Raw genomic sequence first — 25,777 nt, 5'->3', positions numbered from 1 at the left:
CACGCATCGGAGGCGGGGCGACGAACATGGATATCGAGAAATGGCTGCGGGACCTCGGGCTCGAGCAGTACGCCCACGCGTTCGCGGCAAACGACATCGACATGTCGCTGCTCGGGCAGCTGACCGACGTCGACCTGAAAGAGCTGGGGGTACAGTCGCTCGGCCACCGTAAGCGCATTCTGGCCGCGGCGGCAGGCGCCCTAACGGCGGCCGCGCCGCTACCGCCCCAGACGTCCGCCGACAACGAGGTGCCCGCGGACGAGCGCAGGCAGGTCACGATTCTGTTCGCCGATCTCTGCGGCTACACGATGCTGTCGCGCTCGCTCGATCCCGAAGACTTGCGCGCGCTGATCGGACGCTACACGGCGCTGGTCGACGGGATCGTGCTCGCCTATGGCGGCACGATCGACAAGCACATCGGCGACGCGGTGATGGCGCTGTTCGGCGCGCCCCGCTCGCACGAGACGGACACGCTGCGCGCCGCCCGTGCCGCTCTCGACATTCACGACGGCCTGGCGCGGCTGGCCGCGCAGACCGGGCGGCCGTTGCAGGCGCATATCGGCATGGCGAGTGGCGAGGTCATCGCGGGCGCGCTGGGCCGCGCCGACGCGCAGGACTACACCGTGCATGGCGATCCGGTGAACCTGGCCGCCCGGCTCGTGGCAGCCGCGGCCGCCGGCGAAACCTGGATATCCGACGACGCGGCGCGCACGCTCGGCGACGCCGCCAGTTGCGAAGCAATCGGCGAGCGGCGCTTCAAGGGCATCGACACGCCGGTGCGGGCATGGCGGCTCGTCGCGCTTGGCAGCGAGCCCGTCAGGACGAGCCGCAGCCGCTTCGTCGGACGCGAAGCCGAGCTCGAACAGTTTCACGGCATCCTTCATGCGTGCATGGCAAGGCGCGCAGGGCATGTCGTTCATGTGCGAGGCGAAGCCGGGATCGGCAAGACGCGGCTCGTCGACGAGATGCGCCGCCATGCGCAGGCACAGGGCTTCACGCTCCATCGGAGCCTCGTGCTCGATTTCGGCGTCGGCAAGGGCCAGGATCCGGTGCGGACCATCATTGGAAGCCTGCTCGGCTTACCGGCCGGTGCATCGAGTGAAGCGCGGCAGGCCGCCGCCGCGCAGGTCGCGACCCAAGGTATCGTCAAGGCCGAGCAGATCGTGTTTCTGCACGACTTCCTCGATCTTCCGCAGGCCGCCGAATGGCAAACCATCTACGAGGCCATGGACCACGGCGCGCGCAAGCGCGGCAAGCAGGCGCTCGCCGTGAGGCTGACCGAGGACGCTTGCGCCCATGCGGCGACGCTCATCGTCGTCGAAGACCTGCATTGGGCCGATGCCGAAGTCATCGGCTACCTGTCGGCGTTCGCGTCAGGCATTGCCAACGGCACGGGCCTGCTGGTCACGACTTCGCGCGTGGAAGGCGATCCGATCGATGCAGGCTGGCGCGCACGTTGCCGCGACACCCCGTTCGCCACGATCGATCTCGGACCGCTTCGCAAGGACGAGGCCCTGAGCCTGGCGGGCAATTTCATCGATGCGACCCAGCGCGTCGCGGTGGCCTGCATCGAGCGCGCGGGCGGCAATCCGTTGTTTCTCGAACAACTGCTGCGCAACGCTGAAGAAGGCAGCGGCGGCAACGTGCCCGCGTCGATCCGCAGTCTCGTGCTCGCGCGGATGGACCGGCTCGCGCCCCGTGACCGCCTGGCGTTCCAGGCGGCCGCCGTGATCGGCCAGCGTTTCGATCTCGCACTGCTGCGAGAGCTGGTGGACGATCCTGGCTACGTCTGCGACGGCCTGCTCGTCAATGCACTCGTGCTGCCGGAAGGCGACGACTTCCTGTTCGCCCACGCGTTGATCCAGGAGAGCGCTTACTCGACGTTGTTGCGCGCGCGCCGCCGTGAACTTCATCTGCGCGCGGCCGAATGGTTCGCACAAAGCGATGTCACGCTGCACGCCCAGCATCTCGACCGCGCCGAAGACGAGCACGCGCCGCACGCCTACCTCGGCGCGGCGGCCGCACAGCGTGCCGCCCATCGTTTCGAAGCGGCGCTGCGGCTGGCCGAGCGCGGCATCGAAATCGCGCAGTCGGAGGCAGACCGCCATGCACTGAGCTGCTGCAAGGGCGAACTTCAGCGCGACCTGGGCGACATCGCAGGATCGATCGTGACGTACCGCAGCGCACTCGCCGCCGCCGCCGACGACGCCGCCCGTTGCGACTGTCAGCTCGGGCTCGCGGAAGGTCTGCGTGTCAGCGAGGGTCTCGACGAAGCACTCGGCTTGCTCGCGCAAGCGCAAAAGATCGCGGAGCGAGACAACCGGCTGGCGGAGCTTGCAAGCCTCCACTATCTGCGCGGCAACATTCTCTTTCCGCTCGGCAAGATCGACGCCTGCAGCGCCGAGCATGAGCGTGGTCTTGGCTACGCGCGGCGCCTCGGTCTGCCCGAGGCAGAGGCTCGCGCGCTCGGCGGCCTGGCGGATGCGGCGTATGCGCAGGGGCGCATGCGGACCGCGTTCCATCATTTCAGCGAATGCGTCGCGATGAGCCGCGAACACGGGTTCGGCCGCATCGAGGTTGCCAATCTGTCGATGCAGGGCTTCAGCCGCATTTATCTGAACGACGCAAGTCAGGCTCGCGAGGACGCAAGCGCCGCCGCCCGCGCCGCCGAGTTGATCGGGCAGCCTCGCGCGCAATTGCTGGGGGAGACGCTGGGGGTGTTCGCCTGCCAGGAACTGGGCGATGCGCAGGCGGCCGGCAAGCATCTGGTGCAGGAAATGCGTGTGATCCGGCAATTGGGTGCGCGCCGCTTCGAAGCGCAGAATCTGGAGATGCAGGGTCGCCTGTTACTGGACGAAGGATGCCGTAGTGAAGCAGTGGTGGCGCTGCGCGAAGCACTCGCCATCTCACGCGAGGTAGGGACTCAGTTTTCCGGGCCAAAGGCCTTGAGCGCACTGAGCCGCGCGGTTGACGATAACGGCGAGCGTACGCGGCTACTGGCTGAAGGCGAGGCGCTGTTGCGCCTCGGCGCGGTCGGCCACAATCACCTGTGGTTTTACCGCGACGCCGTCGAAGCGATGCTGGGGGCGGGCGATCCTGCTGGCATGCTGCACTACGTGGGCGCACTCGAGGCCTATACACAGCGCGAACCGTTGCCGTGGTCCGAGCTTTTCGCGGCGCGTGGCCGTGCGCTTGCACTCGCGCTTCAGGCGCCGCTCAGCGAAGCCACGCGACATGAACTGCTGCGGCTGCGAGAGGCGCTGCAGCAGGCCGGCTTTCGCAATTACGTAAGCGCGGTCGAAGCGGCCCTTGCGGCTTGAGGCGCGCGTAGCCGATCCTCAGCGTGGCGCGGAATCGTCGTCGGGCGGGTCCTTGTGGACGACCTCCATGTCGATGGTGCGGGCGTCGTCGCCATGCGCGACCGTCTGCCGGCGCAACGCGCGCATCTTCCACCACAGATACCCGACGACGATCGTGCCGACCGCGAACAGCACGGCGAACAGCACGATCGACAGCATCGCGGCCACCACGAACAGGATCGCGCTCAGGGCGACGGCCAGCAACCGGCCGAACCAGCCGGGGCCGCCGATCCGGATCCCTTTCTCATATGTCACCCGCCGCGGCGGCGGTCTGTCGTTTTGCATCGCTCGTCTCCCGGCCGCCGTCCGGCGGATGATGCGGGTAAATCCTCATGCGTGGTCATTATGCAGGATGCGAACCGCTAACGTCGTCGGCGCGGCTCAGCGTATAGTCGACTGACGTCGTTAAGAAGCCCACGCGTTGGCTCGTTTAAGTTCGGTAGTAAGTTGCCGCTCCCAAGGCTGACAGGCGTGGTGTTTAGCGTGCAGGCCTTCTCTGTCTACCCGGTTGCACACTGCCAGGGCACGTTATGAAATCCGCCGGTTTTCAGTTACCTCGGTTGCCCGCGTGATCATGCGACGCCTGCATCTGCTCGAAATCGAAGACCAGCCGTGGTGCCCACGGGCGATCCGTGACGGCGGGACGGACTGGCTGCATTTCCTGGCCAATACCCTCGAGGGCTTCAACGTCATCGCGGGCAAGCTGCGCGAAGCGATGCGGCGGGTCGGCAACGACCGGATCGTCGATCTATGTTCGGGCGGCGGCGGCCCGTGGCTGACGCTTGCACCGTTGCTCGCGCAGTCCGGACGCGTGACGGTGCAACTGACCGACTTCTATCCCAATCGCGCCGCGTACGAGCGCGTATCCGCCGGGGCAGCCGGCCGCGTCACCTATGTGAGCGAACCGGTGGACGCGATGGACGTGCCATCGGGATTCGACGGTGTGCGCACGATGTTCAACGCTTTCCACCATTTTCGGCCGGACGATGCGCGGGCGATCCTTGCCGACGCGGTGACGAAGCGTCGCGCGATCGTCATCGTCGAGGGTGCCGACCACCGGCTGCTCGGTGTCGTGTTCATCCTGGCGATGCCGCTGATGATGCTCGCGCTGACTCCGCTGATCCGGCCGTTTCGCTGGTCGCGACTAGCGCTCACCTATGTGCTGCCGGCTATCCCGCTGCTGTGTCTGTTCGACGGCATCGTGTCGATGCTGCGCATCTACAACCCCGACGAATTGCGTGAGATGGTGGCGCGTATCCCGGACCAGCAGAGCTTCGAATGGGACATCGGCACACTGCCGGTGCAGGGCTCGCCGATCGGTCTGACTTACCTTGTGGGCGTTCCGCGCGGACGCGCCGGCTGAACGCAAGCGGGCGCCGTCGGCAGCGGCGGGCCGATCACTTGCCGGCCAGATGGTCAGGTGTCTGGCTGCTGCCCGCCGGCAGCTCGCCCATCGCCTGAAACAGCGTCGCCGTATCGGCCAGGCGCCGGCCGATACGGCGGATTTCTTCGAGCCTCGCTGCTTCGTACTGCTGCTCGCCGCCGCGGGCGGATGCAGCGGGCAGCGCGCCGAGCCGGTGACGCGACGTGACATCGTCGAACGACTCGCGTGCCTCACGGGCAGCGCTGCTCGCGGCGTCGAGCGCCTGCGCGTCGTGTTCGAGCGACGCAAGCGTGTCCGCGACGTTTTCGAACGCCGCCAGCACGGTCTGCTTGTACTCGAACACGGCGGCCTCGTAGATGTCGATTGCCGCGCGCCGCCGTGCGACGAGCGCGCCGCCATGAAAAAGCGCCTGCGACATCGTCGCGGCGATGCTCCAGATCGCGCCTGCGCCCGACAGCGCGAGCGGCCAGTTGAAGCCGCCTTGTCCCATCGAGGCGTTCAGCGTCAGGCTCGGAAACAGCTGTGCCGTCGCGACGCCGACGTCGTCTGCGGCGGCCTTCAGCGCCGCCTCGGCGGCCGCGATATCGGGCCGCGCGCGCAACAGGTCCGATGGCAGCACGACGGGCAGGTCCTGCGGCAAGTGCAGGTTTGCCAGCTCTGGCTCGGGCGGCGCCGCGTCGGGCGTGCGGCCGAGCAGCACCGCAAGCGCATGTCTCGTCACCGTCAGCCGTTGCCGCAGATCGGCCACGCTGACCTCGAGCGCGGCGATGCTTTGCCGCGCAGTCGACACGTCGCCGCGCGTCAGCGATCCGAGTTCGTAATGCCGTTCGGTATCGTGAGCCTGATCGCCCGCAAGCGCGATCAATCGCTCGGTCGCGTCGATCTCGGCGCGCAACATCGCCGCCCCGATCGTCGCCGTGACGATGTTGGTGGCCAGTGCGCGGCGCGCGGCTTCGCGTTGATACGCGTCGATCTCGACACGCGCTGATCGGGCCGCGTTGGCTTTACGCACCGCGCCGAACAGGTCGAACGTATATTGCGCCTGGACTACGCCGATGAACTCGTTGTAAAGCAGCGTATTCGGGCCGCCGGGGACCGGAATGCCGAGATCGCGCCCGCGCGAGGCCTGCCCCACCAGATCGACCGACGGCAGCAGCGAGGCGCCGATCTGCGCCCGCAGTTGTTCATGCGCGGCGGCAAGGTGCTTGTCGGCGGCAGCGAGTGTCGGGCTGTTGCGCAAACCTTCTTCGACGAGGGCATTCAACGCTGTCGATCCGAACAGCCGCCACCATTGCGGCACAGGCTGCGCGCCGGTGGTGAAGTGCTGCGCGACACCGAGCGCGGCGACCGTTTGCGCGGGCTGAGGCTCGACGCCGTAATGGGCGGGAGAGGGCATCGCGGGCGGCTCGCCGCCCGGACCGAACGAGCATGCGCCAAGCGCGATCGTCGCGGCCGCGCCGAACGCCGCGCGCCAATCATGGATCGCCGCTGCCCGCGTTCGACCCGGCGCGCCGGCGAAATGCTGCGCGCTCGCGAGCGCCGGCCCGTCGACGGGGTTGCAGTCTGTGCCCACGATCAGCTCCACGTAGATTCGATTGTCAGGGTCGCGGTTCGCACACCGCGTTCGAAGTGCCGCACCTTGAACGCGGTCGCGTACAGCGCGGGAACGAAGAACAGCGTCAACACCGTGGCGCCCGTGATGCCGCCCATCAGTGCGGTCGCCATCGGTCCGAAGAAGGCCGAATGCAGCAGCGGGATCAGCGCGAGCACGGCCGCCGCGGCGGTCAGCATGATCGGGCGGAAGCGCCGGACCGTGGCGCCCACGATCGCATCGAAGCGCCCCTGGCCCGCGGCGATATTGCGTTCGATCTGATCGACGAGAATCACCGAGTTGCGCATGATGATGCCGGACATCGCAATGACGCCGAGCATCGCCACGAAGCCGAACGGCTTGCCGAACAGCAGCAGTGCGGCGACCACGCCGATGAGCCCGAGCGGCGCGGTGAGCACGACCATCAGCACGCGCGCGAAGCTGCGCAGTTGAATCATCAGCAGCGTCAGCACCACGACGAGCATCAGCGGAAGCTGCGCGATCACCGACGCCTGCGCCTTGCCGCTGATCTCGCCCGCGCCGCCGGTCTCGATCCGGTAGCCGATCGGCAGCGACGCGCGTAGCGGCGCGAGCGTCCGATCGATCGCCTGGGTCACGTCGATATCCAACGCGTTGCCGCGCACGTCGGCCTGGACCGTGATCGTCGGTTGACGGTCGCGGTCCCAGATCACCGCGTATTCGAGTTCGTTGTTGAGGTGGGCGAGCGCGCCGAGCGGCACCGGGCCGTTCGGCGTCGGCATCGCGAGGTTCACGATCTCGTCGGGGTCGACCCGCTCGCGTTGGGGCGCACGCAGATCGACACTGATCAAGCGGTCGCGGACCCGGTACTGCGTGAACGTATAGCCCGACAGCGTCATTGCGAGGAAGCTCGCCACGTCTTCCGAGGTGACGCCGAGCTCGCGCGCCTTCTGCTGGTCGATCTCGAAGCGCACCGAGCGTTCGCCGGGTTCGTCCCAGTCGAAATGGACGCCCGTTGTGCGGGCATCGGCTTTCATCGTCGCCGCTACCTTTTCCGCGATCTCCCGCACGGTGGCGAGGTCGCTTCCGCTGACGCGAAACTGCACCGGATAGCCGACCGAGGGGCCCGTCTGGAGCGGCGAAACGCGCGCGCGCACGGCGGGAAAGCTGTTTTGCAGCGTGCTCGCGAGCCAGCGTTCGAGCTTTGCGCGGTCGTCGACGGACTTCGCGGTGATCACGAGCTGCGCGAAGTTGGGCTGGGGCAACTGCACGTCGAGCGGCAGGTAGAAGCGCGGTGCGCCCGCGCCGACGAAGTCGACCAGATGATCGATCTCGGGCCGGCCGGCCAGCGTCTTTTCGAGGCGCGCGGCTTCGCGCAGCGTCGCTTCGAACGACGCGCCTTCGGGCAGCCGCATGTCGACGAGCAGTTCGGGCCGCTCGGAGCTCGGAAAGAACTGTTGCGGCACGAGCGCGAAGCCGGCCAACGCGGCAACGAACAAGGCGGCCGTGACGCCGAGCACGACGAGGCGCCGCTTCACGCACCACGCGACGCAGTCGCGCAGGCGGTCATGAAAGCGGCTGGCGCGCGGCGCCGCCACCGGGGTCCGGCGCGTCTGCGCGTCGTCGCGCCGGCGGAGCTTGCGAAGCGCGCGCCGAGGCGTCTCGCGTGCGGTGTCCTTGCGTTCGGGTAGCAGGTGATAGCCGAGCAACGGAATCAGCATGACCGCCGCGAACCACGAAGCGATCAGCGCAATCGCGGACACCTGAAAGATCGAGCGCGTGTATTCGCCGGTGGCCGATTTTGCCAGCGCGATCGGCAGGAATCCCGCCACCGTGACGAGGGTTCCCGTCAGCATCGGAAATGCGGTACTGCTGTAGGCGAACGCCGCGGCCCTCGCGCGGCCCCAGCCCTGCTCGAGCTTCACGGCCATCATCTCGACCGCGATGATCGCATCGTCGACGAGCAGGCCCAGCGCGAGGACCAGCGTGCCGAGCGAGATCTTGTGCAGGCCGATGTCGAAGCCGTTCATGCATAGCGCGGTGACCGCGAGCACGACCGGGATCGAGATCGCCACCACCACGCCGGCGCGCCAGCCCAGTGAGATGAGGCTCACTGCCAGCACGATCACGATCGCTTCGGCGGCGGCCCGCAGAAAACCGTTGACCGAATGCGAGACCGCGTGCGGCATGCTCGACACCTCGACGAGTTCGAGCCCCGCGGGCAGACGCGCACGCAATTCCGCTGTCTGCGCATCGAGCCGCTTGCCGAGCTGAATCACATCGCCGCCAGTCTGCATCGTGATGCCGATGGCGAGCACCGCGCGGCCGCCGGTGCGAACCTGCGAGACCGGCGGATCGTCGTAGCCGCGCCTGATCGTGGCAATGTCACCGAGACGAACCAGGCGGTGATTGATGTCGATCAGCGTGTCGGCCATCGCCTTCAGGTCGGTGAACTGGCCGCTCGGACGCACGTACACGCGGTCGAACGCGGTGGTCAGCGTGCCGCTCGGCGTGACCGCGTTTTGCGCGTTGATCGCCCGCGCGAGCTGTTGCGGCGTGATACTGAGCCGCGTCAATTGCGCGTTGGGAATCTCGATCGTGATGTGCTCGTCGGGGTCGCCGAAATAATCGACTTTCGCGACCCCGGGCACGCGCAGCAGCACGCCGCGCAGTTCGTCGGCATAGTCGTGCAATTGCGCCGGCGAGAACCCGTCGCCGGCGAGCGTATAGATGGTCGTGTAGACGTCGCCGAACTCGTCGTCGAAGTACGGCCCCCGCACGCCGGGCGGAAGCGTATCCGCGATGTCGGCCATCTTCTTGCGTACCTGGTACCACGTCTCGCGCACTTCGTTCACCGGCGCGGAGTCTTTCATCGTAAAGACGATCAGCGATTCGCCGGGACGCGAGTAGCTGCGCAGATAGTCGAGATGAGGCGTTTCTTGGAGCTTGCGGCCGATCCGGTCGGTCACCTGTTCCTCGACCTGGCGTGCGGTCGCGCCGGGCCAGAAGGTCCGGATCACCATCGCGCGGAACGTGAACGGCGGGTCCTCGGATTGTCCCAGACGGGAATAGGCGAGCACGCCGAACAGCGTCGCGAGCACGACGGCGAAGATGACCAGCGCCTGGTTACGGATCGCCCACGCGGACAGATTGAAGCGGCCGGTATCGTCCGCTGCCGGCCGCCGCGGTCCGCCCGCTCCACCGGGTCCGCCGGGTCCACCCGCTCCGTCGGGCCCCTGGCCGAACGGCGCTCTCATGATGCGAAGTCCTCGGGATGCAACGGCGCTACCGCGCGCACGGTTTCGCCGGCGCTGACGGTATGCACCCCTTGCAGCACGACGCGCTCGCCGTCGTTGAGGCCTCGCGCGACCGAGATCGTGCGGTCGTCGTAGCGGCCAACCTGGACCCGGCGCAGTTCCAGCGCCTGGTCGCCCGGCCGAACGACCCAGACGGCCGGCGCGTTGCCGTCGTGAAAGAGCGCGCTGGCGGGCAGCGTGATCGGGTCGTCCGCTTGCGCCTCGCCGGCCGCGGCGAACGTGACGGTGGCGGTCATGCCGAGGCGGACCTCGGGGCCTGGCGCATCGAGCGTCAGTTTCGCGCGATAGGTGCGGCTGCCGGGGTCCGCGGCCGGCGACAGCTCCCGCACGTGTGCCGTGAAGCGTCTGCCCGTGGCGGCCGGCAGCGAGACGCTGGCCGCGCTGCCGATCGCCAGCGCGTTCAGCAGACTCTCGGGCACGTCGCAGAGAATATCGACCTCGCCGGACCAGGCGAGATGGTAGACCGCTTGTCCCGCCGCGACGTTCTGCCCGGTATCGGCGTCTTCGGCGGTGATGACGCCGGCATGGTCCGCCGTGAGGACCGTGTACTGCGTCTGATTCGTCAGCAGCGCGAACTGTTGTAGCGCCTGATCGCGCTGCGCGGCGGCCGCCACATACGCATCCTGGGTCTGCTCGAGCTGCGCTGTCGAGATCAGCTGTTCCTGCGCCTGCGCCCGGTCGCGATCGAGTTGCTGCTCGGCGAAGGTGAGCCGATGCTGCGCCGCCATCAATTGGGCCTGCGCGCTCGCGAGGCTGCGTTGCGCGTCGTCGGCATCGAGCCGCGCGATCGCCTGGCCGGCCGTGACCGTATCGCCGAGCCGCACCTTCCGCTCGATCAGCTTGCCCGCGATGCGAAACGACAGCGGCGTCGCATAGCGTGCGTTGACTTCGCCCGGCAGCGTCGCGAGCACGGGCTTGCTGTCCCGATGCACGACCACGGCGATGACCGGGCGCGGCAACGTCACCTCGGCTTCTTTCGCGTGACAAGCGGCGAGCGTGAGCGCGCCCGACAGCGTCAGCATGATCTCGCGCCAGCGCATGCTCACGAGTGTTCCTCCAGCTCGCCGGCTTCGAACTGCGCCTTGGTCCGGCGGCGCTGTACCTTGCCGCTAGAGGTCCGCGGCAAGCTGCCCGCCTGCACGATCGCAACGTGACCGACCTGCAGGCCCGCGCATTCGGCGACCTTCTGCGCGATCGCACGCCGCAGCGCCGTGGCCTCCGCCGGCTTGCCCTCGGCACAGACGACCAGTGTCTCGTCGCCGTCGCGCATCACGCTGAACGCGATGACACCGCGGCTTTGCACGCTCGGCAACTCGGCCACCGCCCATTCGATGTCCTGCGGATAGAGGTTCGAGCCGTGAATGACGATCAGGTCCTTGCTGCGGCCGCAGATATAGAGCTGGTCGCCGGCGAGGTAGCCGAGATCGCCGGTCTGCAGCCAGCCGTCGCGGTACGCGTCGGCGCTCGCGTCGGCCTGGCCGTAATAGCCCACGGTGATGCTGGGCCCGCGCGTGACGATTTCGCCGACGCAGCGTTCGGGCAAAGCGCGCCCGGATTCGTCGACGATCCGCAACTCGTGGCCGGGAAAGCAATGGCCGCAGCCGACCAGTTCGATCGTGCGTAAGCCGTTATCACGCGCAGCCGGTATCGCTCGACCCAGCCCCAGCGCGGCCGCATAGACGACGTCGGTGACGAGCGGCTGGCCGTGGTCGTGAAACGTGATCGCGAGTGTTGCTTCGGCCATCCCGTAGCACGGCAGCAGCGCTTCGGCACGAAAACCGGCCGGCTCGAAGCGCGCGCAGAACTGGCGCAGCGCTTGCGCGTTGATCGGCTCGGCACCGCAGCCGGCGACGCGCAGCCGCCGCAGATCGAGGCCTTCGAGGTCCTGGTCGCGGCTACGGCGAGCGGCGAGCGCGTACGCGAAGTTCGGCGCGAAGCTGATGGTGCCGCGGTATTTCGTGATCGCCTCCATCCAGAGGCCGGGCCGGCGCACGAACGCTTCGGTTGCCAGCAGCACGCACGGCAAGTCGCAGATCAGCGCGCCGAGCACGCTGATGAGCCCCATGTCGTGGTGCAGCGGCAGCCAGCTGACATAGACGTCCTGCTCGCGCAGATCGATGCCGCGGGGTCCGAGGAATGCTGTCGCATTCGCGACCAGATTGCGATGCGTGACCATCACGCCTTTCGGCAGCGACGTGCTGCCCGACGTGTATTGCAGGAAGCACAGGTCATCGGGATGCAGCGTGGGCAAATCGCACGCGGGCGGCTCGCCGTCGAGCAGCGCTTCAATGGTCACGACACGTTCGAGACCGGTGTCGACGGCGAGCACGTCCTCGATGGTCTCTCTTGTCGAGTTCGACGTGAGCAGCATCCGGGCGCCTGCCGAGCGCACGATGTGACTGACGGTTTCGGCGTAACGTGTGCGGGTCCTGAAGTTCAGGCTTCCGCGCGGAAATATCGGTACCGGGACGAGACCGGCGAACGAGGCGCCGAGGAAGCTCAGGATGAACGCTTCCGGGTCGAGGACCACGAGCGCGACGCGCTCGCCCTTGTTCAGCCCCAGTGCCACGAGCTTTTTCGCGTGGTTGCGCGCCTCGCGTTCGAGCGCCTCGTAAGGATAGTAGTGCTCGTCGCCGTGCGTGGAGACGAAGCGAAGGCCTCGAGCGTCGCCGCGCGGCAGCGCTGCAACGGCATCGACAAGCGTCTGGTTCATGGTGACGGGTCCCCGGTCAATTGGTCGAGATTCAGTGATCGAGCGAAGCAGCGGGCGTCCAGTCGCGGATCGGCTGCAGACGGCGACGCAGCAGCGCGATCACCTCGTCGTCGCTGCGCACCGGCGCGCCCGGCAAGCGCACGAAATGCGCGGCGAGCTTGCGGTGCTGGCGTGTGACGAGCAGCAGCCAGATCTGCGCGATGTCGATGCGATCGAACACGACCGCGTCCTCGCGACCGTACTTCTCGAGGTTCGCCGCGAATTCCTTCGTGAGCTCGCTGAAGTGCGTGCCTTTGCGGACGTGGTGGTAGATGTGATAACCGGCGTTGAAGACGCGCGCATTGAAACGCGAGTCGATCGTATTGGTGCTGCTCGTGTACGGGTTGTCAGGCTGATCGGGGTCGATGAACGCGTGCTGGACCCAGTTGCCGATCATCATCATCAGCCGCACGAACACGAACGGAAACACGAACACGACGAGCGTCGCCCGCAGGTTCCAGTACGCGGCGGCGGCAACCGCCGCGTAGAACGCGACCTCACCCACGAGCAGTTGCCTGATCAGCTTCGTATTGCGCGAGCGCCACAGATAGACGGACAGATCGAGCGGCACCAGCGCGGCGAAGCGCAGGTAGTAGTGCAGAAAGCCGATGACGCTATCGCGCTGAAACCGCATCGTGGAGCTCAGGTCGCGTGGCAGGTTGTCGTCGATGTGATGCATGCCCATGTGATGGACATAGAACGTGCCCGGCGTCTGACCGAAGAACGGACACAGTACCCAGTCGAGCAGGATCTCGAGCGCCCGGTACTGCTTCCTGAAGAGCCGCCGATGCAGCGTGCAGTGGTAGCTCATCGTGAAACGGTCGCCGAACGCGTTCCAGACGAGCACGTATGCAACGCCCAGCCACCAGGGAAAGCGGCCGAGCCCAAACAGCACGGCTGCGGCGGGAATGAATATCAGCGCGCACTGGAGGTAGAGCCGCAGATGCGGCAGGTCGCGACGATCGTTGAGCAGGCGGTACATGGTGGCTTCCTTCAGGGGCGGTTTCAGTGGTCAACGGGCGGTCAATTCATGTCAGGTCGGCTCGGGCAGTTCGATCACGCCGCTATGGCCATCGACCTTGAGCTGCATGCCCGACTGCACGCGCGTGGTGAGGCCCGGAATCTGGACGACGGTCGGGATGCCGATTTCGCGGGCGACGATCGCGGCGTGGGTCAACGGACTGCCACGCTCGATCAGCAGCCCGGTCGCCGACGCGAATACGGGCACCCAGCCGGGGTCGGTCCGATAGGTGACGAGGATGCCGCCGTCGAACTCGTTCGCTTCGCGCACGACCTTCGCCGGTCCTTCGGCGAAGCCCGGCGAGCAGGGCGTGCCGCGCAGCGTCGCGCCGGCCGCGTGGGCAGGCGCCGCGCGCAACGCGGCGAGGTTCGCCGGGTTGCTGAGCCAGGCCGCTACCGGGCCATGCGTGACGAAGCGTGGCGGCAGGTCAGCCATGTCGCGATAGCTGGCATCGTCGCGCTTGCGCTGCTCGATGAGCGGGCGCAGTTCGCGGTGGGAGACGGTGCCTTCGAAGCACCCGCGAATTTCCTCGAGGCGCAGATGGAAGATGTCGCGGCCCGTCGCCAGCACGCCGTCGGCGGCGAGACCCTCGCCGATTGCGCGGAACATCCGGCGCGCGACCCCGAACGCGCGCGAACGGCAAAAGCGCACGGTCTCGCGCGCCCGGATCGCGGCGCGCACGCGGCCGCGCGCGCGTGCAAAAATCCAGCGCTGCAGCGGATTGAGCCGCTCACGCAACAACGCGTCGATGCGCGCTTCGGTGGCGCTGCGATCGATCGATACGGCACCATGCGCGAGCGCGGCCTTCAACATATCGAACAGCACGCCCGGGTCTTCGCGCAGATCGGGCTCTTCGAGCTTCAGTTCGTTGTTGCTGCGGTACGCGAAGTCGGCGAGGTAGCGCTCGATGTCGGCGACGGTCTCGGGCGCGCCGCATCCGCGCAGCGCCGCATACGCAACGGCAGACGGCGTGTTGCGGATCAGCGCTTCGACCTGAGGCTTCGCTCGCACGGCTTGCGCAATTGCGCTCAGCCTGCGGACCGGCTCGATCGACTCGAGGTCGTCCATGCCGCCGATCACCGCCACTTCGAGCCAGTCGGGCGCACCGGGCATCCACCGCTTGATCAGCCGCCGGACGACGCCGTAACTGAGCCCGATCGCCGATTCGAGCACGATCATCATGCCCCAGCGTGCTAGCAGCGCCTGCTCGAAGCGGCAGTAGTGCGCATAGACCGCGTCGGCGGGAAGCGAGCGATAGTCGAGCGCGTTGAACTCGTCGTAGACCGGATAGAAAAACGCGCGGAAGCGCTCGACGTTGCGCGCGAGACGCGCGAAGTGCCAAGCGAACTTCGTGCCGCTCAAGGCCCGGATGCAGGCGAGTCCGGCGCGCGAGCCGGTCTTGTACGGCGCGATCAGCGCGGCGAAGCTCGCCAGATCGAGCGGCTCGTCGACGCCCATCTGGACTTCCATCATCTTGCGCCCGAGGTATTGGAACGGCGCGAGCCCGGAAAGCTTGTACCAGTGCAGCAGGTTGTAGTACACGCGCCCGTTCAGGAACGCGAGCGTCGAGCCGAGGAAGCCATCCATCTCGCGCCGCTGCTTGTGCGGGATCGCGAGCAACCGGCAGAACTCGCGGAACACCTGCGCATAGACGTGCTGCGCGAAGGTGAAGGTCAGTTGCGTCGTCACGCCGGGATAGTTCTCGACGATGTTGGAGTTGTCCCACAGCTGAAATTCGCCGGTCCGCGATGGGGCCGGTGCGATCGGCGTGGTCACGGGGCGCGCCTGCAGAATCCACAGCTGGTGCTCCGCGATACACCATTCGATATCGAGCGGCTCGCCGAGCTCGCTTTCGAGCGTGCGGGCCGCCGCCACGACGCGCTCGATCTCGTCGTTAGAGAGGGCCGCTGCGTCGCGCAGCGCGGCCGGCACCTCGTGGATGTGGCGGCCTTCATGACGCTCGCGTTTTTCACCGATCACCACCTGCCTGGGCTGTCCGGTGTGGCGGTCCACGGTGATCGTGTCGGCGTCGACCGCGCCCGACACGAGTCCCTCGCCGAGCCCGTAGACGGCGCTCAGCACGAGCTCGTCGCGGTTGCCGTTGGCCGGGTTGATCGTGAACACCACGCCGCTCGTGTCCGCCTGAACGAGGCGCTGCAGGATCACGGCCATACCGGCGCCGGCGATATCGAGTCCGTGCTGATGCCGGTAGCGCAGCGAGCGCTCGGAATACGCGGAAGCCCAGCACCGGCGTACGTGTTCGAGCGTCGAGTCGAGCCCGCGGACGTCGAGAAACGTGTCGAACTGGCCTGCGAACGAGAAGCTGGCGCTGTCTTCTTCGATGCCGGACGAGCGCACCGCGAGCGGTCCGTCTCCAATGGTGTCGTGCGCGCGTGCGATGTCGGCGCGCAACGCGGCGCTGATGTCGCACGTCAGCACGGCCTCGCGGATCGCGCTCGCGATCGCGGCGGCGTTCGCAGGCGTGAAGTCGCGCAATAGCGCGGCGATGGTCTGATCGAGGCCGCCGTCGCGGCGGAACTCCGCGAAGCAGTCGGTGCCGAGAATCGCCCAGTGCGGCACCGCCACGCCGAGGTTGGCAAGCCGATGGAGCGATCGTCCCTTGTTGCCGGCGAGCCGCTCGATGGTTTCGGCCGGACTCGCCGCGCTCAGGATCAGGCGTGGCGATGCTGTCGGGGCGGCGCAGCTTTCGGCCGATTCGAATTCGCCGCGTGCGTGCGTAATGGTGTCGAAAGTCATTGAGGTCCCCGTTGCTCAGGTGCTCGACGAAGCGAGCAGGTCTCTTGCTTCCTCGGCTGTACCGCGCCCACCGTGAGCGGTCTGCGGGAAGCGCGCGTGCAGATGCGCGCCGAGGTTGATCCAGTCGTAGGCGGCGTGGATCGTTCCGCGCCAGCCCGACGCCGTATCGAAGCTCGCCGGAAACTGCGGGTCGCCGCCGAGGTCGCGCAGACGCTGCGCGAGCTCATCGGCGAGCGCGACGTAACGCTGTGCATCGCGAGGCGATCCGATCGAGCACTGTTCGAGTTCGCGGATGCCGTCGATCAGCGCCGCATCGAGCGGTAGCAGCCGGATCGCGTCGAGCGTCGCTTCTTCCATCGTCGACTGGGGCGTCACGCCATGCGCGCCGAGCGTGACCATGCAGGCGGTCTGCATCATCCGTTGCAGCGCGTACTCGAGCACCTTCCATTGGCCGCGCTGGAGTGCGCCCTGGGCATCCTCTCGCGCGTTCTCGAGACCGATGTTGGCCCAGATCATCTCGAGACCCGCTTCGGCGAAGCGCCCGGCGGGCATCGGCAGCAACTGGGCACCGCTCGCGCGGCCACCCGCGAGGCGCGCGCCGTCGATCGAAATCAACGGCGCGCGCGACACCGGCATCGACGTCGCCTGCTGACGTGCGTGGATTTCTCCGCTGCCCTTCCAGCGCAGGCTGACGAGACCCAGCCGGCTGAAGTCCGCGATCAGCGCGCGCTGCCGGCTCGCCGCTTGCGCGTCGCCACGGCTGGCGATGGCCGTGCATGGCGTGTCGAAGGTGATCGCTCGCCAGGCCTCGGCCGCTTCGTCGTCGAACGCAAAGACGTCGCTACCTCGCAGCACGTGGACCCGTTCGCCGATCTGCCAGGTCGTCGTGTCCTTGCCGGGGCCAATCAGCACGTTGTCGGCCATGAGGCTCACACCGTTGACGCCGAACTCGCGGATCAGCGCGACCCCCGCCGCGAGGAACCCGCTTTCGGCGCCATGCTCGCGCGGCGCGTGCAGCAGGCTCCACAGACGGCCGACGCGGCCGGCGTCGACGGTCGCGCGTTCGAGTTGCAGCGACAGCCATTTCGGGCTCATGTAGCACTCGCCGAGGCGCGCCACGTGACTCTTCGCCGCATGAAACGCGGCGGTCCTGATCCAGGCGCGTGCGTAGTCGGGCTCGCCGAGCGCGAACATCGCCACCGCATAACGGCCGGTCTGACGCGCGAAATCCTCGAACCACAGCGCCACCGCCTCGCAGAGCGCCTCGCGGCCAAGCGCCGCTTGCAGCGTCTCGATCAACGCCGGGTTGTCGATCGGCAGCGCGCCGATAAAGCGCTGGCACCGTTCGAGCAGATTCCACGACAGACGCGCGACCGCGCGCCGGCCTTTGCCGAGCGCTGCGCGAACCTGCGCGAGTTCGCGGCGCAGCCGCGCCGGACTCAGCAACCTGACCTCGACGCGGCGGCCGTCGATGAACAGGATGTACGGCATCGTGGCTGGCTCTAGCCCGCTATCGACGATCGCGACGAAGTCGACGTCGGAGCGCTCGTTGCCAAAGCCTTCGGCGATCGAGCCTTCGAGAAACACGGCGCTCGGTGCCCGCTGTTCGAACTGGGCGCCGAGCGCGGCCCGCGCTTTTTGCCAGAGCTCGGCGAGCATCGGATCAGTCATCAACATGGCTAGGCTCCCTGAGCGTCAAGCCGTGCGCGGCACGAAGTAGCCCGCCGCGATCCCGTAACGAAAGATCCTGCGCAGCAGCGTTTTGCCTGTCGCGCGAGGCAGGGCCGGCAGGATCGCGGCGGTCGCGTCGCGTGCAAAGCGCACCTGGCGAGTCAGGTACGACTCGTACAGCTTCACGACCTCGTCGTAGTAACGCCGCTCGAGCGGATTCATCGCGGCGGCGTCGAACACATGCCGCGGCACATAGCGAGGCACGTGAAACGAGGGAAACTCCGCGCAGACGTCGTTGATTTCGCGCAGCGTCGTCGGCGTGCCCGAGGTCAGATGCAGCGTGCGTCCGCGCACGAGCGCAAACTTCGCCAGCGCTTCGACGACGCAGTCCGCGACCCAGTCGATCGGCACGATGTTCAGCGTCGCCCCGTAGTCGCCCGGCATCGTGCGCACGAGTCCCGCGGCCGTCAGGCGCACGACGGTGTACAGCGTGTCGAACTTGCGGATCACGCCGCTCTCCGAGTCGCCGACGATGATCGACGGGCGCAGCACCGCCGCCGGCAGACCGCTGCGCATCGCCGCTCGCACCGACTGTTCCGCGCGGTACTTGCTCTGCTCATACGGGTTGCCCAGACGCTGACCGAGTTCGAGATCGTCCTCGCTGAACACGCCGGGGCGCTCGCCGCAGACATAGGCGGTGCTCACGTAGAGCAGCGGAATCGGCGCGTCGCCGCTACCTTGCGCGAACTCGACGATGCGCTCGGTGCCGCGAAAGTTGATCGCGTCGTAGACCTCGGGCTTGCGCCCGAAGCTGGTTAGCGCGGCACAGTGGACGATCGCGCCCGTTGCCGCGCGCAGTGCCTCGTAGGTGTGTGGATCGAGCCCAAGCCTGGGCTCGGCGACGTCGCCCCGCACACATGCGAAGGTTCCGGCAGCGGGTGTGTGGCCGCCGTATGGTGTTGCCGCGAGCGGCGTGCCGTCGTTGCGGACAACCGGTCCATCGGAGCGCAAGAATGCGACGACCGGGTACCCCATTGCCGTCAGCCGGGCGATCACTTCGGCGCCCAACAGACCTCGCGCACCGGTGACGAGAACGTGCTTATCCATCGTGGGTGACCATCCAGGGTTGCGTGTCATTTGAGGAGAAGCCCGGCCAGCAGTCCGAGCTCGACGGCGACGATGAAGCGGGTGCCAGCCCAGCGTGGCCGGCCCTGCCTGCTCGCGGGGCCCGGCCGGCTCGCGTTGAGCCAGACGAGCCACACGAGCGGCAGCGTTGCGGCATAGATCGAATACGTTTGCGACAGGCTTGCCAGGCGCGAGAGCGACACGTTGATGCCGAGCGCCAGAATCAGCAGGGCATTCAGCGCGACCCGAATGGCGCGCGCCGACAGGAGATAGGGCTGCAGTGCGGTGGTGCCGACCTTGCGCGAGAACTTCCAGAATTCGTAGCCGGTCCACATCGATCCCGCTACGCACACCACGACGTAGAAGCTCAGTTCGCGCCCAGCCATGTCGCGCCAAAAAAAATAGCCGTACATGAAGATGGCGAAGGGCGCGCCCTCGAAAACGGGTAGGCACAGCGGTGGGTGGGTCGGGAGCAGCCGCTTGAAGACGAACGGCGCAGCGAAGGCCAGTGCGGTGGCGGCGGCGGCGGCCGTTCGCGCGTGCCCCATGCCGGTGTTCAGCGCGACGAGCAGGATCGCGCTTGCCGCGAGGCTGGCGACGAGGCGTGTGCGTCGCGCCTCGCGTCGCGCCAACAGCGCGTGCCCGGCGGGATAGTCGCGTTCGAGGTCGTCGAGGTCGTCGATCAGGCGAAGCTGGACGAACAGCAGGAAGAATGACGCGAGGCCCGCCAGCACACGCCAGCCCGGTTCAATGGCGACGCCGGCTATCCGTCCGTATAGCAGCAGCGAGCAGACCAACGCGCCGGCGATCGGCACCGCCTCGGCCGCCAGCGGCATGCGACCGAGCGTGTGGCCGAACGCGGCTGCCGCAGTGGCAAGCCGGCCACGTCTCGCATGCGCGGTGACCAGCGAAAGGCGCGGGCTCATGTGCGCAACCCCTCATTGGCGTCTACACGGACGGCGGCGTGCCGGATGCACAGGTCCACTAGCGAGCCGACCGTGAAATACGTTTCGGCGCGTTCTTCGTTCAACGCTTCCAGAGGCAGACGCTCGATGCCAAACGCCTGCTCGATTGCGACCACGGCTTCGACGAGCGACAGCGAGTCGAGGCCAAGATCGGCGATCAGCGAACTGTCGAGGCGAATCTCAGTGTTGAAGTCACGCTGATGCTCGCGGCAGACGCGCAGTAACTGCGTGCGTACGACTCCGAATACGGTGTTGCGCGTCGACGCATTTTTCGGTGTGCTGGCCATGCTGGATCCCTTTCCGTTCACGCGTTGCTCGACGCGGCGTAGCGCCACGGCAGTGTCTGGCCGCCGGCCAGGATGCCCTGTGGATGCGCGAGCGCGACAGGCTCGATCGCCAGTTCCAGGCGGACGGCTTCGAGTGGCCGCTGCAACGCTTCTTCCCAGCGGTAGGAAAGGGGAATGAGCGCGCGCTTGCCACGCAGCCACGCGCGGCGCAGAAAACGATGGACCCAGAAGTTCGGCCACCACGGCGCAGTCAACGCGGTGCCGAGCAGACCGACGATGCGCGCGCGCATCGGTTCGAGCCCGCAGTCGAACGCGAGAAGCGAGGTCTCGCCGGCCCAGTCCTGGCCATAGCCCGTCAATACGTGCAGCAGGTCATGAATGCAGCCGGTGCGCTCGATGAACCACTGACGGTCCGGGCCGGGGAGAATTTCTTCGAGGCCCGCGGCCAGCCGGCTCGCCTGCAGCAGACCATCGGCGCTGTAGCCGCTGTGCCCCATCATCGCCATGTAAGCGCGGCCGAACGAGCCCGGCGGCAAGCGCAGCAGCGTGTCGGAATCCGCGAGCGTGCCGAGCAGTGACGGCTGCTCGGCAAGCAGCGCGCCGGCGCCGGGCTCGCCGAGAAAACGCTGGTACATCGCCTCCATCTGGCCGCCGTCGAGCGCGATCATCACTTCGTAGGCATGCTGAATATCGTCTACGTTCGCCCTCAATGCTTTGATCGCCCGCAAGGCGCGCGGCCAATCGATGTGGCGTCGCGCCAGCGCGTCGTCCTTCAAGGTTGCTGTCATCTGCGGCTCCCGGCAAAGATCAAGAGGGCGAGTCACGAGTGGCAATCGACCGGTGCCTCGCGATTCGGGTTCGGCTACGGCAAGAAGGAATCGAGGCAGGCCGGCCACCAACTGTGGATGCTTTTTGCAGGGTTCATGCCAGTCGTGCGTCCGCAGCACGAAGGTCGTCCTCATTCCCTGCAAGAACGGACCGAAGTGCCCAGATCTCAAAAGGCCGCGCGGGTTTCGCGCCGATTGAAGCGGAGTCTGCGATTTGCCGACGCACGTTCGGGGCGAGCCCGTCGCAGCCTGCTGGATGTCGGTGCCGGGCCAACAGGCGAAGCGCATCTGTTGGTTGCAGATCGACTGTGGGACATTCGATACCGGCCCGGTACGCATGCCGACGTCCAAACATCTAAACGTGCGCATGTATCGCGCTGCCCTTTGAAATCTGGCTGCCCGCTTGCGTCATTGCTTCTGACGAGGACTCACGTCGCGCTGCAAGAGCGTGCCTGGCACGAACCGTGCGCCAGGAGCGCGAACAGTGAGTGGTGCGTATTGATGGTCGCGAAACGTATCGCTTGGGAATACTCACGAGGATGGAGGTAGAGCAATGAATCAGGCATGGAAGGCGAAAGCGGGGCAGTTCCTGCCGGGTGCGAATCTGACTGTGCTGCCGCACTGGGAGCGCGACGCGGTACCGAGCTACGATCGTGCCGAGGTCTCGGTGCCAGGGCGCCTTCACTTCGCGGTATTCGACTTTATGCAAATGGCGCCCGGCTTCGGCGGCGGCGGACTCGGCGTATCGACGAGCACGGTCGGACACCGGATCACCGTCACGAAGACGACCAACGGCGAGGGCGGCTGCGACGTGCCGAGCGGGCGGCACATGCTCGAGTTGTTCAAGCGGGCCGTCGGCTACGCACGTGACGACATCCGCGTCGATCGGGTGCGCAGCATCCAGCACCAGCACAGCGGCTTCGGCTCGAATGTCTCGTTCAATACTGCGACGCTCGCCGGCTTGAACGCGTTGTTCGGCTCACCGTTTTCGCCGCACGACATGTGGGAAATGATCACCCGCAACTACGTCGAGACCGCGAAGGATGACGAGCACGTGTATTTCGGACTGGAGACCGGCGTCGGCGAAGCGTGCCTGTTCTTCGGTGGTCTGGTCTGGGTCGACGAGAAGCACGGCAACGGCCGTTTTCTCGGCAACCTGAGTTCGGAAAACCTGTGGGTGACCACCGCCGTTGGCAACTACGACACGCTATCGACCGAAGCGCTGCGCGCCCATGGCGAAGGCGCGGACATGTCCGGCACCACCGAGGCGGGCTTCGTGCCGACGCACTTTGTCGAGTGGCAGAAGCGCTACGGCACCGCGTGGCGCAACTTCATCGAACAGAAATTGCGGCCTGCACTGCATCGCAACGACCTGTTCGCGTTTCTGAAGTACGGCTGGGAACTCAACAGCATGAGCAACATGAAGGTGCTCGAAGGCATTTTCCGGACCGACGTGATGCGTGAGTTCGACGAGACGATGCAACGCGAGGGCGCGGTGTACGCGGGGATGAGCAGCGCGGGTCCGGGCTTCTATGCATTCTCCGACTGCGAGGACAAGGCGAAGCACCTCGCGGCGGTGATGATGCATCGGTTCAGCGATTTCATGAGCGAGATGACGGTGGCCCGCGCGGGCCAGAAGCTGTCCATCGACGTCGCCGTCTAGGCGCATTCCTGCGAGCCCTCGCGAACCTTTCCACCGAGACCGATCGAACATGGCCAAGCGCGTCACCTTCGTCAACACGAACCAGATCAAACCGGCGATTGCGCCGATTGCATTCGACTACCTGTCGGCGCCGATGGAGCGAGCCGGGTTCGCGCTCGATTTGCTCGACCTGTGCTTCTCCGACGATTGCGAGGCGGCCATTGCCGCGCACTGCCGCACCGCCGCGCCGGATTACTGGGGGGTGACGCTGCGAAATACCGACGACGTCTATTTTTCCAGCGGCTACAGCTTTCTCGACAGAATCAGGGACATCGTCGCGTTGCTTCGGCGCGCGCGCGCGGTTCCGGTCGTGATGGGCGGCGCGGGCTACTCGGTGATGCCGGAAAAACTGCTTGCTTACCTCGACGCCGACTTCGGCATCGTCAGGGAAGGTGAATTCAGCTTTCCCGAGCTGCTGACCTGCCTCGAAGAAGGCAGGAGTTTCACGCACATACCCGGCGTGGTTTACCGCGATACGGCCGGGGTGCGCGCTACGCCGCTCGCCCCGAACGCATGCGGACCGCTGGCCAGCATCGGGCCTCACAAACGCGAGCTGGTCGACAACCCCCACTACTTCGCCAAAGGCGGCCAGATCGGCATCGAAACGAAGCGCGGTTGCAATCGCTCCTGCATCTATTGCGTCGAGCCGCTGATCAAAGGCCGCACGGTGCGCATGCGCGAACCCGATGATGTCGTCGTCGAGATGGCATCGCTCGAAGAACGCGGGGTCAACGTCTTTCACATCAACGACTCGGAATTCAATCTGAGCGTCGCGCATCCTCTTGCGCTGTGCGCGGCCATCATCCGGCACGGGCTCGCCGGCAAAATCCAGTGGTATGCGTACGGGATGCCGCGGCCGTTTCCCGATGAACTCGCGGCCGCGATGAAAGCAGCTGGTTGCGTCGGCATGAACTTCGGCGTCGACACCGCCAGCGAAACGATGCTGAAGATACTGCGCCGCACCTTTAGCGCCCACGACATCGAGCATGCGGTCAATACGGCGAAGCGCCACGGCCTCGAGCACATCATCGAGCTGCTGTTCGGCGCCCCTGGCGAGACGCAGGAAACCGCGCGCGAGACGATCGAATTCATCAAGCGGGTCGATCCGGAGCGCGTTTCGGTGACGGTCGGGCTGAGGATTTTCCCCGGCACCGAGCTCGAGCAGATGATTCGCCGCGAAGGCCTGCACGTCGGAAATCCGAATCTTCACGGCCATATCGAAGGCAACGACGATCTGCTGCATCCGGTGTTCTATCTGCCGACCGCATTGGGCCCGGACCCGCAGCAATTCATTGCCGATCTGATCGGCAATGATCGGCGGTTCTTCGGGACCAACGCGAGTCTGTTCAACTACAACGCGAACGACGCGCTGGTCGAAGCGATCGCGCAAGGCGAACGGGGCGCGTATTGGTCGATCCTGAACCGGATCGAGAAACGCTTCGAAGCGGCCCACGACGCTCGCGGATGTCACCGCACGCCCGCGGCCGGTGGCGATGCGGATTGGGCACCGATCGAGGTTGTGCCGATCGAGCAAAGTGCCTGATGCGGTGTGCGATGCCCGAAGCGGCCAGTGATCCAGTGGCCTGCGTACTTTCAACCCAGGAGGAGTGCATGCTTTTAGAAAACAGCCAGCCTGAGCCGTACAGGATCAAGATGGTCGAGCCGATCAGGCTGATCGACCGCGAGCAACGGCAGGCGCGGCTTGTCGCCGCCGGGTACAACGTCTTTCGCCTCGAAGCAGACGACGTCTACATCGATCTGATGACGGACAGCGGCACCTCCGCGATGAGCGCGAACCAGTGGGCCGGCATCATGACCGGCGACGAATCATATGCCGGTTCCCGCAGTTTCATGAAGTTGACGCAGGCCGTGCGGGACATGCTCGGCTTCGACTACGTATTGCCAACCCATCAGGGCCGGCCGGCCGAGCACTTCCTGTTTCGGACCCTCGTGCGCCCAGGCCAGGTGGTGCCATTCAACGCGCCGTTCGATTCGACCGAGGCACACGTATCGATTGCCGGCGGGACCGCGATACCGTGCGTCGCCGAAATCGGCTACCAGCCCGCTGTCGAGCACCCGTTCAAGGGCGACGTGGATGTGCAGAAGCTGCGCAACGTGATCGAAAGCGAAGGGCGCGACAATATTCCGCTGATCATGGTCTCGCTGACGAACAACGCGGGCGGCGGCCAGCCGGTCTCGATGGCGAACCTGCGCGCGGTGAGGGCGTTGGCCGATGAGTTTGCGATTCCGGTCTACTTCGATGCGGCGCGCTGCGCGGAGAATGCTTACTTCATCCAGCAGCGCGAGAGCGGCTATGCGAACCGGTCCGTGGCGGAAATTCTGAAGGAGCAGTTTTCCTATGCCGAGGGCTGCACGTTCAGCTGCAAAAAGGACGCGCTGGTCAACATCGGCGGCTTGCTCGCGACACGGTCGCGCACGCTCTATGAGCAGGTCGTGCCGCTGCTCGTGCTGTACGAAGGTTTCGTCACCTACGGAGGGATGGCGGGCCGCGATCTCGAGGCGCTCGCGATCGGTCTGCGCGAGATGGTCGACGACAGATACCTGCAACACCGCGTAGGTCAGGTCGAACGGCTAGGGGACACACTGCTTGCCGGCGGCGTTCCGATACTGAGGCCGACCGGTGGACACGCCGTGTACGTCGATGCGGCCGTCTTCCTGCCCCACCTGCCGCGCTCGCAGTTCCCGGCCGAGGCGCTGGCTGCCGAGCTTTATCTGGAGGGCGGCGTGCGCGCCGTCGGTCTGGGCTCGTTGGCGTTCCTGAAAGAAGATCCGTCGACGGGCACCGTCAGCGCCCCGCGGCTGGAACTGCTGAGGCTGGCCATTCCTCGCCGCGTCTACACCGATAGCCACCTCGCGGCGGCTGCCGCCGCGTTGATCCGGGTCTACCAACGACGCGATGCGATCAGGGGAATGCGCATCGTCTCGGCACCGTCGATGCTCAAGCACTTCACCGCGGTCCTCGCGCCGATCGAGGCCCGTGACGAGATGCTTGCGGAGTCTCGGGAAGTTATGGTCTGAG

General features: G+C 66.5%; 17 protein-coding genes. 5 read left to right on the top strand and 12 right to left on the bottom strand.

Going from position 1 to position 25,777, the window contains the following annotated elements; translation table 11 throughout:
- Positions 1–26: 26 nt before the first annotated feature.
- On the top strand, positions 27–3,320 hold the full coding sequence (locus tag OKW27_RS02575) for an adenylate/guanylate cyclase domain-containing protein (RefSeq protein ID WP_429332440.1): 3,294 nt from the start codon (positions 27–29) through the stop codon (positions 3,318–3,320).
- 18 nt (positions 3,321–3,338) lie between these two features.
- Here the strand turns inward: OKW27_RS02575 and OKW27_RS02570 are convergent, their stop codons facing one another.
- Positions 3,339–3,644 carry a hypothetical protein gene (locus OKW27_RS02570; RefSeq protein WP_090811556.1) on the bottom strand — a complete coding sequence of 102 codons (306 nt, stop codon included), beginning with the start codon at positions 3,642–3,644 and terminating at the stop codon, positions 3,339–3,341.
- Positions 3,645–3,933: 289 nt separating this feature from the next.
- On the opposite strand from OKW27_RS02570, the gene OKW27_RS02565 reads away from it, so the two are divergent.
- A complete protein-coding gene (locus OKW27_RS02565; RefSeq protein ID WP_429332439.1) occupies positions 3,934–4,722 on the top strand; it encodes a class I SAM-dependent methyltransferase in 789 nt (262 codons plus the stop codon).
- Between the two features lie 34 nt (positions 4,723–4,756).
- Here the strand turns inward: OKW27_RS02565 and OKW27_RS02560 are convergent, their stop codons facing one another.
- From OKW27_RS02560 to OKW27_RS02510, 11 genes are all read right to left on the bottom strand, one after another.
- Positions 4,757–6,316, bottom strand: coding sequence for an efflux transporter outer membrane subunit (locus tag OKW27_RS02560; protein ID WP_429332438.1), 1,560 nt, complete (start codon positions 6,314–6,316; stop codon positions 4,757–4,759).
- Positions 6,317–6,318: 2 nt separating this feature from the next.
- On the bottom strand, positions 6,319–9,570 hold the full coding sequence (locus OKW27_RS02555; RefSeq protein WP_429332437.1) for an efflux RND transporter permease subunit: 3,252 nt from the start codon (positions 9,568–9,570) through the stop codon (positions 6,319–6,321).
- Complete coding sequence (locus OKW27_RS02550; RefSeq protein WP_429332832.1) at positions 9,567–10,670, bottom strand: efflux RND transporter periplasmic adaptor subunit; 1,104 nt, start codon at positions 10,668–10,670, stop codon at positions 9,567–9,569. Before OKW27_RS02550 ends, OKW27_RS02555 begins: the two co-directional genes overlap by 4 nt.
- Before the next feature lie 2 nt (positions 10,671–10,672).
- Positions 10,673–12,343, bottom strand: a complete 1,671-nt coding sequence (locus OKW27_RS02545) for a fatty acyl-AMP ligase (RefSeq protein WP_429332436.1) — start codon at positions 12,341–12,343, stop codon at positions 10,673–10,675.
- A 31-nt stretch (positions 12,344–12,374) separates the two neighbouring features.
- Positions 12,375–13,364, bottom strand: a complete 990-nt coding sequence (locus OKW27_RS02540) for a fatty acid desaturase (protein WP_090811549.1) — start codon at positions 13,362–13,364, stop codon at positions 12,375–12,377.
- A 51-nt stretch (positions 13,365–13,415) separates the two neighbouring features.
- Positions 13,416–16,160, bottom strand: coding sequence for a phosphoenolpyruvate synthase (locus OKW27_RS02535; protein WP_429332435.1), 2,745 nt, complete (start codon positions 16,158–16,160; stop codon positions 13,416–13,418).
- 15 nt (positions 16,161–16,175) lie between these two features.
- A complete protein-coding gene (locus tag OKW27_RS02530; RefSeq protein WP_429332434.1) occupies positions 16,176–17,837 on the bottom strand; it encodes a nucleotidyltransferase domain-containing protein in 1,662 nt (553 codons plus the stop codon).
- Positions 17,838–17,855: 18 nt separating this feature from the next.
- A complete protein-coding gene (locus OKW27_RS02525) occupies positions 17,856–18,938 on the bottom strand; it encodes an SDR family oxidoreductase (protein WP_429332433.1) in 1,083 nt (360 codons plus the stop codon).
- A 26-nt stretch (positions 18,939–18,964) separates the two neighbouring features.
- The gene (locus OKW27_RS02520; RefSeq protein ID WP_429332432.1) at positions 18,965–19,792 is read right to left on the bottom strand and encodes a hypothetical protein; all 828 of its coding nucleotides are present in this window, start codon (positions 19,790–19,792) and stop codon (positions 18,965–18,967) included.
- An 86-nt stretch (positions 19,793–19,878) separates the two neighbouring features.
- Positions 19,879–20,208, bottom strand: coding sequence for an acyl carrier protein (locus tag OKW27_RS02515; protein ID WP_429332431.1), 330 nt, complete (start codon positions 20,206–20,208; stop codon positions 19,879–19,881).
- A gap of 17 nt (positions 20,209–20,225) precedes the next feature.
- Positions 20,226–20,996, bottom strand: a complete 771-nt coding sequence (locus OKW27_RS02510; protein WP_429332430.1) for a Coq4 family protein — start codon at positions 20,994–20,996, stop codon at positions 20,226–20,228.
- Positions 20,997–21,588: 592 nt separating this feature from the next.
- On the opposite strand from OKW27_RS02510, the gene OKW27_RS02505 reads away from it, so the two are divergent.
- The 3 genes from OKW27_RS02505 to OKW27_RS02495 are packed head-to-tail and all read left to right on the top strand — an operon-like array spanning position 21,589 to position 25,776.
- Positions 21,589–22,698: a hypothetical protein gene (locus tag OKW27_RS02505; RefSeq protein ID WP_429332429.1), complete on the top strand. Its 1,110-nt coding sequence runs from the start codon at positions 21,589–21,591 to the stop codon at positions 22,696–22,698.
- Positions 22,699–22,747: 49 nt separating this feature from the next.
- Entirely contained in the window at positions 22,748–24,280 is a 1,533-nt protein-coding gene (locus OKW27_RS02500) for a B12-binding domain-containing radical SAM protein (RefSeq protein ID WP_429332428.1), read from the top strand.
- The gene (locus tag OKW27_RS02495) at positions 24,202–25,776 is read left to right on the top strand and encodes a tryptophanase (protein ID WP_429332831.1); all 1,575 of its coding nucleotides are present in this window, start codon (positions 24,202–24,204) and stop codon (positions 25,774–25,776) included. Before OKW27_RS02500 ends, OKW27_RS02495 begins: the two co-directional genes overlap by 79 nt.
- The last annotated feature ends 1 nt before the right edge of the window (position 25,777 follow it).

The sequence above is a fragment of the Paraburkholderia sp. 35.1 genome, from assembly GCF_050436525.1.
GTDB lineage: Bacteria > Pseudomonadota > Gammaproteobacteria > Burkholderiales > Burkholderiaceae > Paraburkholderia > Paraburkholderia tuberum.
Note: the sequence above shows the minus strand (reverse complement) of the source record. Positions and strands in the feature narration are given on the sequence as shown.

Excerpts from the sequence above, each read along its gene's own strand:
- OKW27_RS02495 (WP_429332831.1), top strand. The coding sequence starts at position 24,202 with ATGTCACCGCACGCCCGCGGCCGGTGGCGATGCGGATTGGGCACCGAT.
- OKW27_RS02575 (WP_429332440.1), top strand. The coding sequence starts at position 27 with ATGGATATCGAGAAATGGCTGCGGGACCTCGGGCTCGAGCAGTACGCC.
- OKW27_RS02545 (WP_429332436.1), bottom strand. The coding sequence starts at position 12,343 with ATGAACCAGACGCTTGTCGATGCCGTTGCAGCGCTGCCGCGCGGCGAC.
- OKW27_RS02520 (WP_429332432.1), bottom strand. The coding sequence starts at position 19,792 with ATGCCGCTGGCGGCCGAGGCGGTGCCGATCGCCGGCGCGTTGGTCTGC.
- OKW27_RS02555 (WP_429332437.1), bottom strand. The coding sequence starts at position 9,570 with ATGAGAGCGCCGTTCGGCCAGGGGCCCGACGGAGCGGGTGGACCCGGC.
- OKW27_RS02565 (WP_429332439.1), top strand. The coding sequence starts at position 3,934 with ATGCGACGCCTGCATCTGCTCGAAATCGAAGACCAGCCGTGGTGCCCA.
- OKW27_RS02500 (WP_429332428.1), top strand. The coding sequence starts at position 22,748 with ATGGCCAAGCGCGTCACCTTCGTCAACACGAACCAGATCAAACCGGCG.
- OKW27_RS02540 (WP_090811549.1), bottom strand. The coding sequence starts at position 13,364 with ATGTACCGCCTGCTCAACGATCGTCGCGACCTGCCGCATCTGCGGCTC.
- OKW27_RS02530 (WP_429332434.1), bottom strand. The coding sequence starts at position 17,837 with ATGTTGATGACTGATCCGATGCTCGCCGAGCTCTGGCAAAAAGCGCGG.
- OKW27_RS02510 (WP_429332430.1), bottom strand. The coding sequence starts at position 20,996 with ATGACAGCAACCTTGAAGGACGACGCGCTGGCGCGACGCCACATCGAT.
- OKW27_RS02550 (WP_429332832.1), bottom strand. The coding sequence starts at position 10,670 with ATGCGCTGGCGCGAGATCATGCTGACGCTGTCGGGCGCGCTCACGCTC.
- OKW27_RS02515 (WP_429332431.1), bottom strand. The coding sequence starts at position 20,208 with ATGGCCAGCACACCGAAAAATGCGTCGACGCGCAACACCGTATTCGGA.
- OKW27_RS02570 (WP_090811556.1), bottom strand. The coding sequence starts at position 3,644 with ATGCAAAACGACAGACCGCCGCCGCGGCGGGTGACATATGAGAAAGGG.
- OKW27_RS02535 (WP_429332435.1), bottom strand. The coding sequence starts at position 16,160 with ATGACTTTCGACACCATTACGCACGCACGCGGCGAATTCGAATCGGCC.
- OKW27_RS02525 (WP_429332433.1), bottom strand. The coding sequence starts at position 18,938 with ATGGATAAGCACGTTCTCGTCACCGGTGCGCGAGGTCTGTTGGGCGCC.
- OKW27_RS02505 (WP_429332429.1), top strand. The coding sequence starts at position 21,589 with ATGAATCAGGCATGGAAGGCGAAAGCGGGGCAGTTCCTGCCGGGTGCG.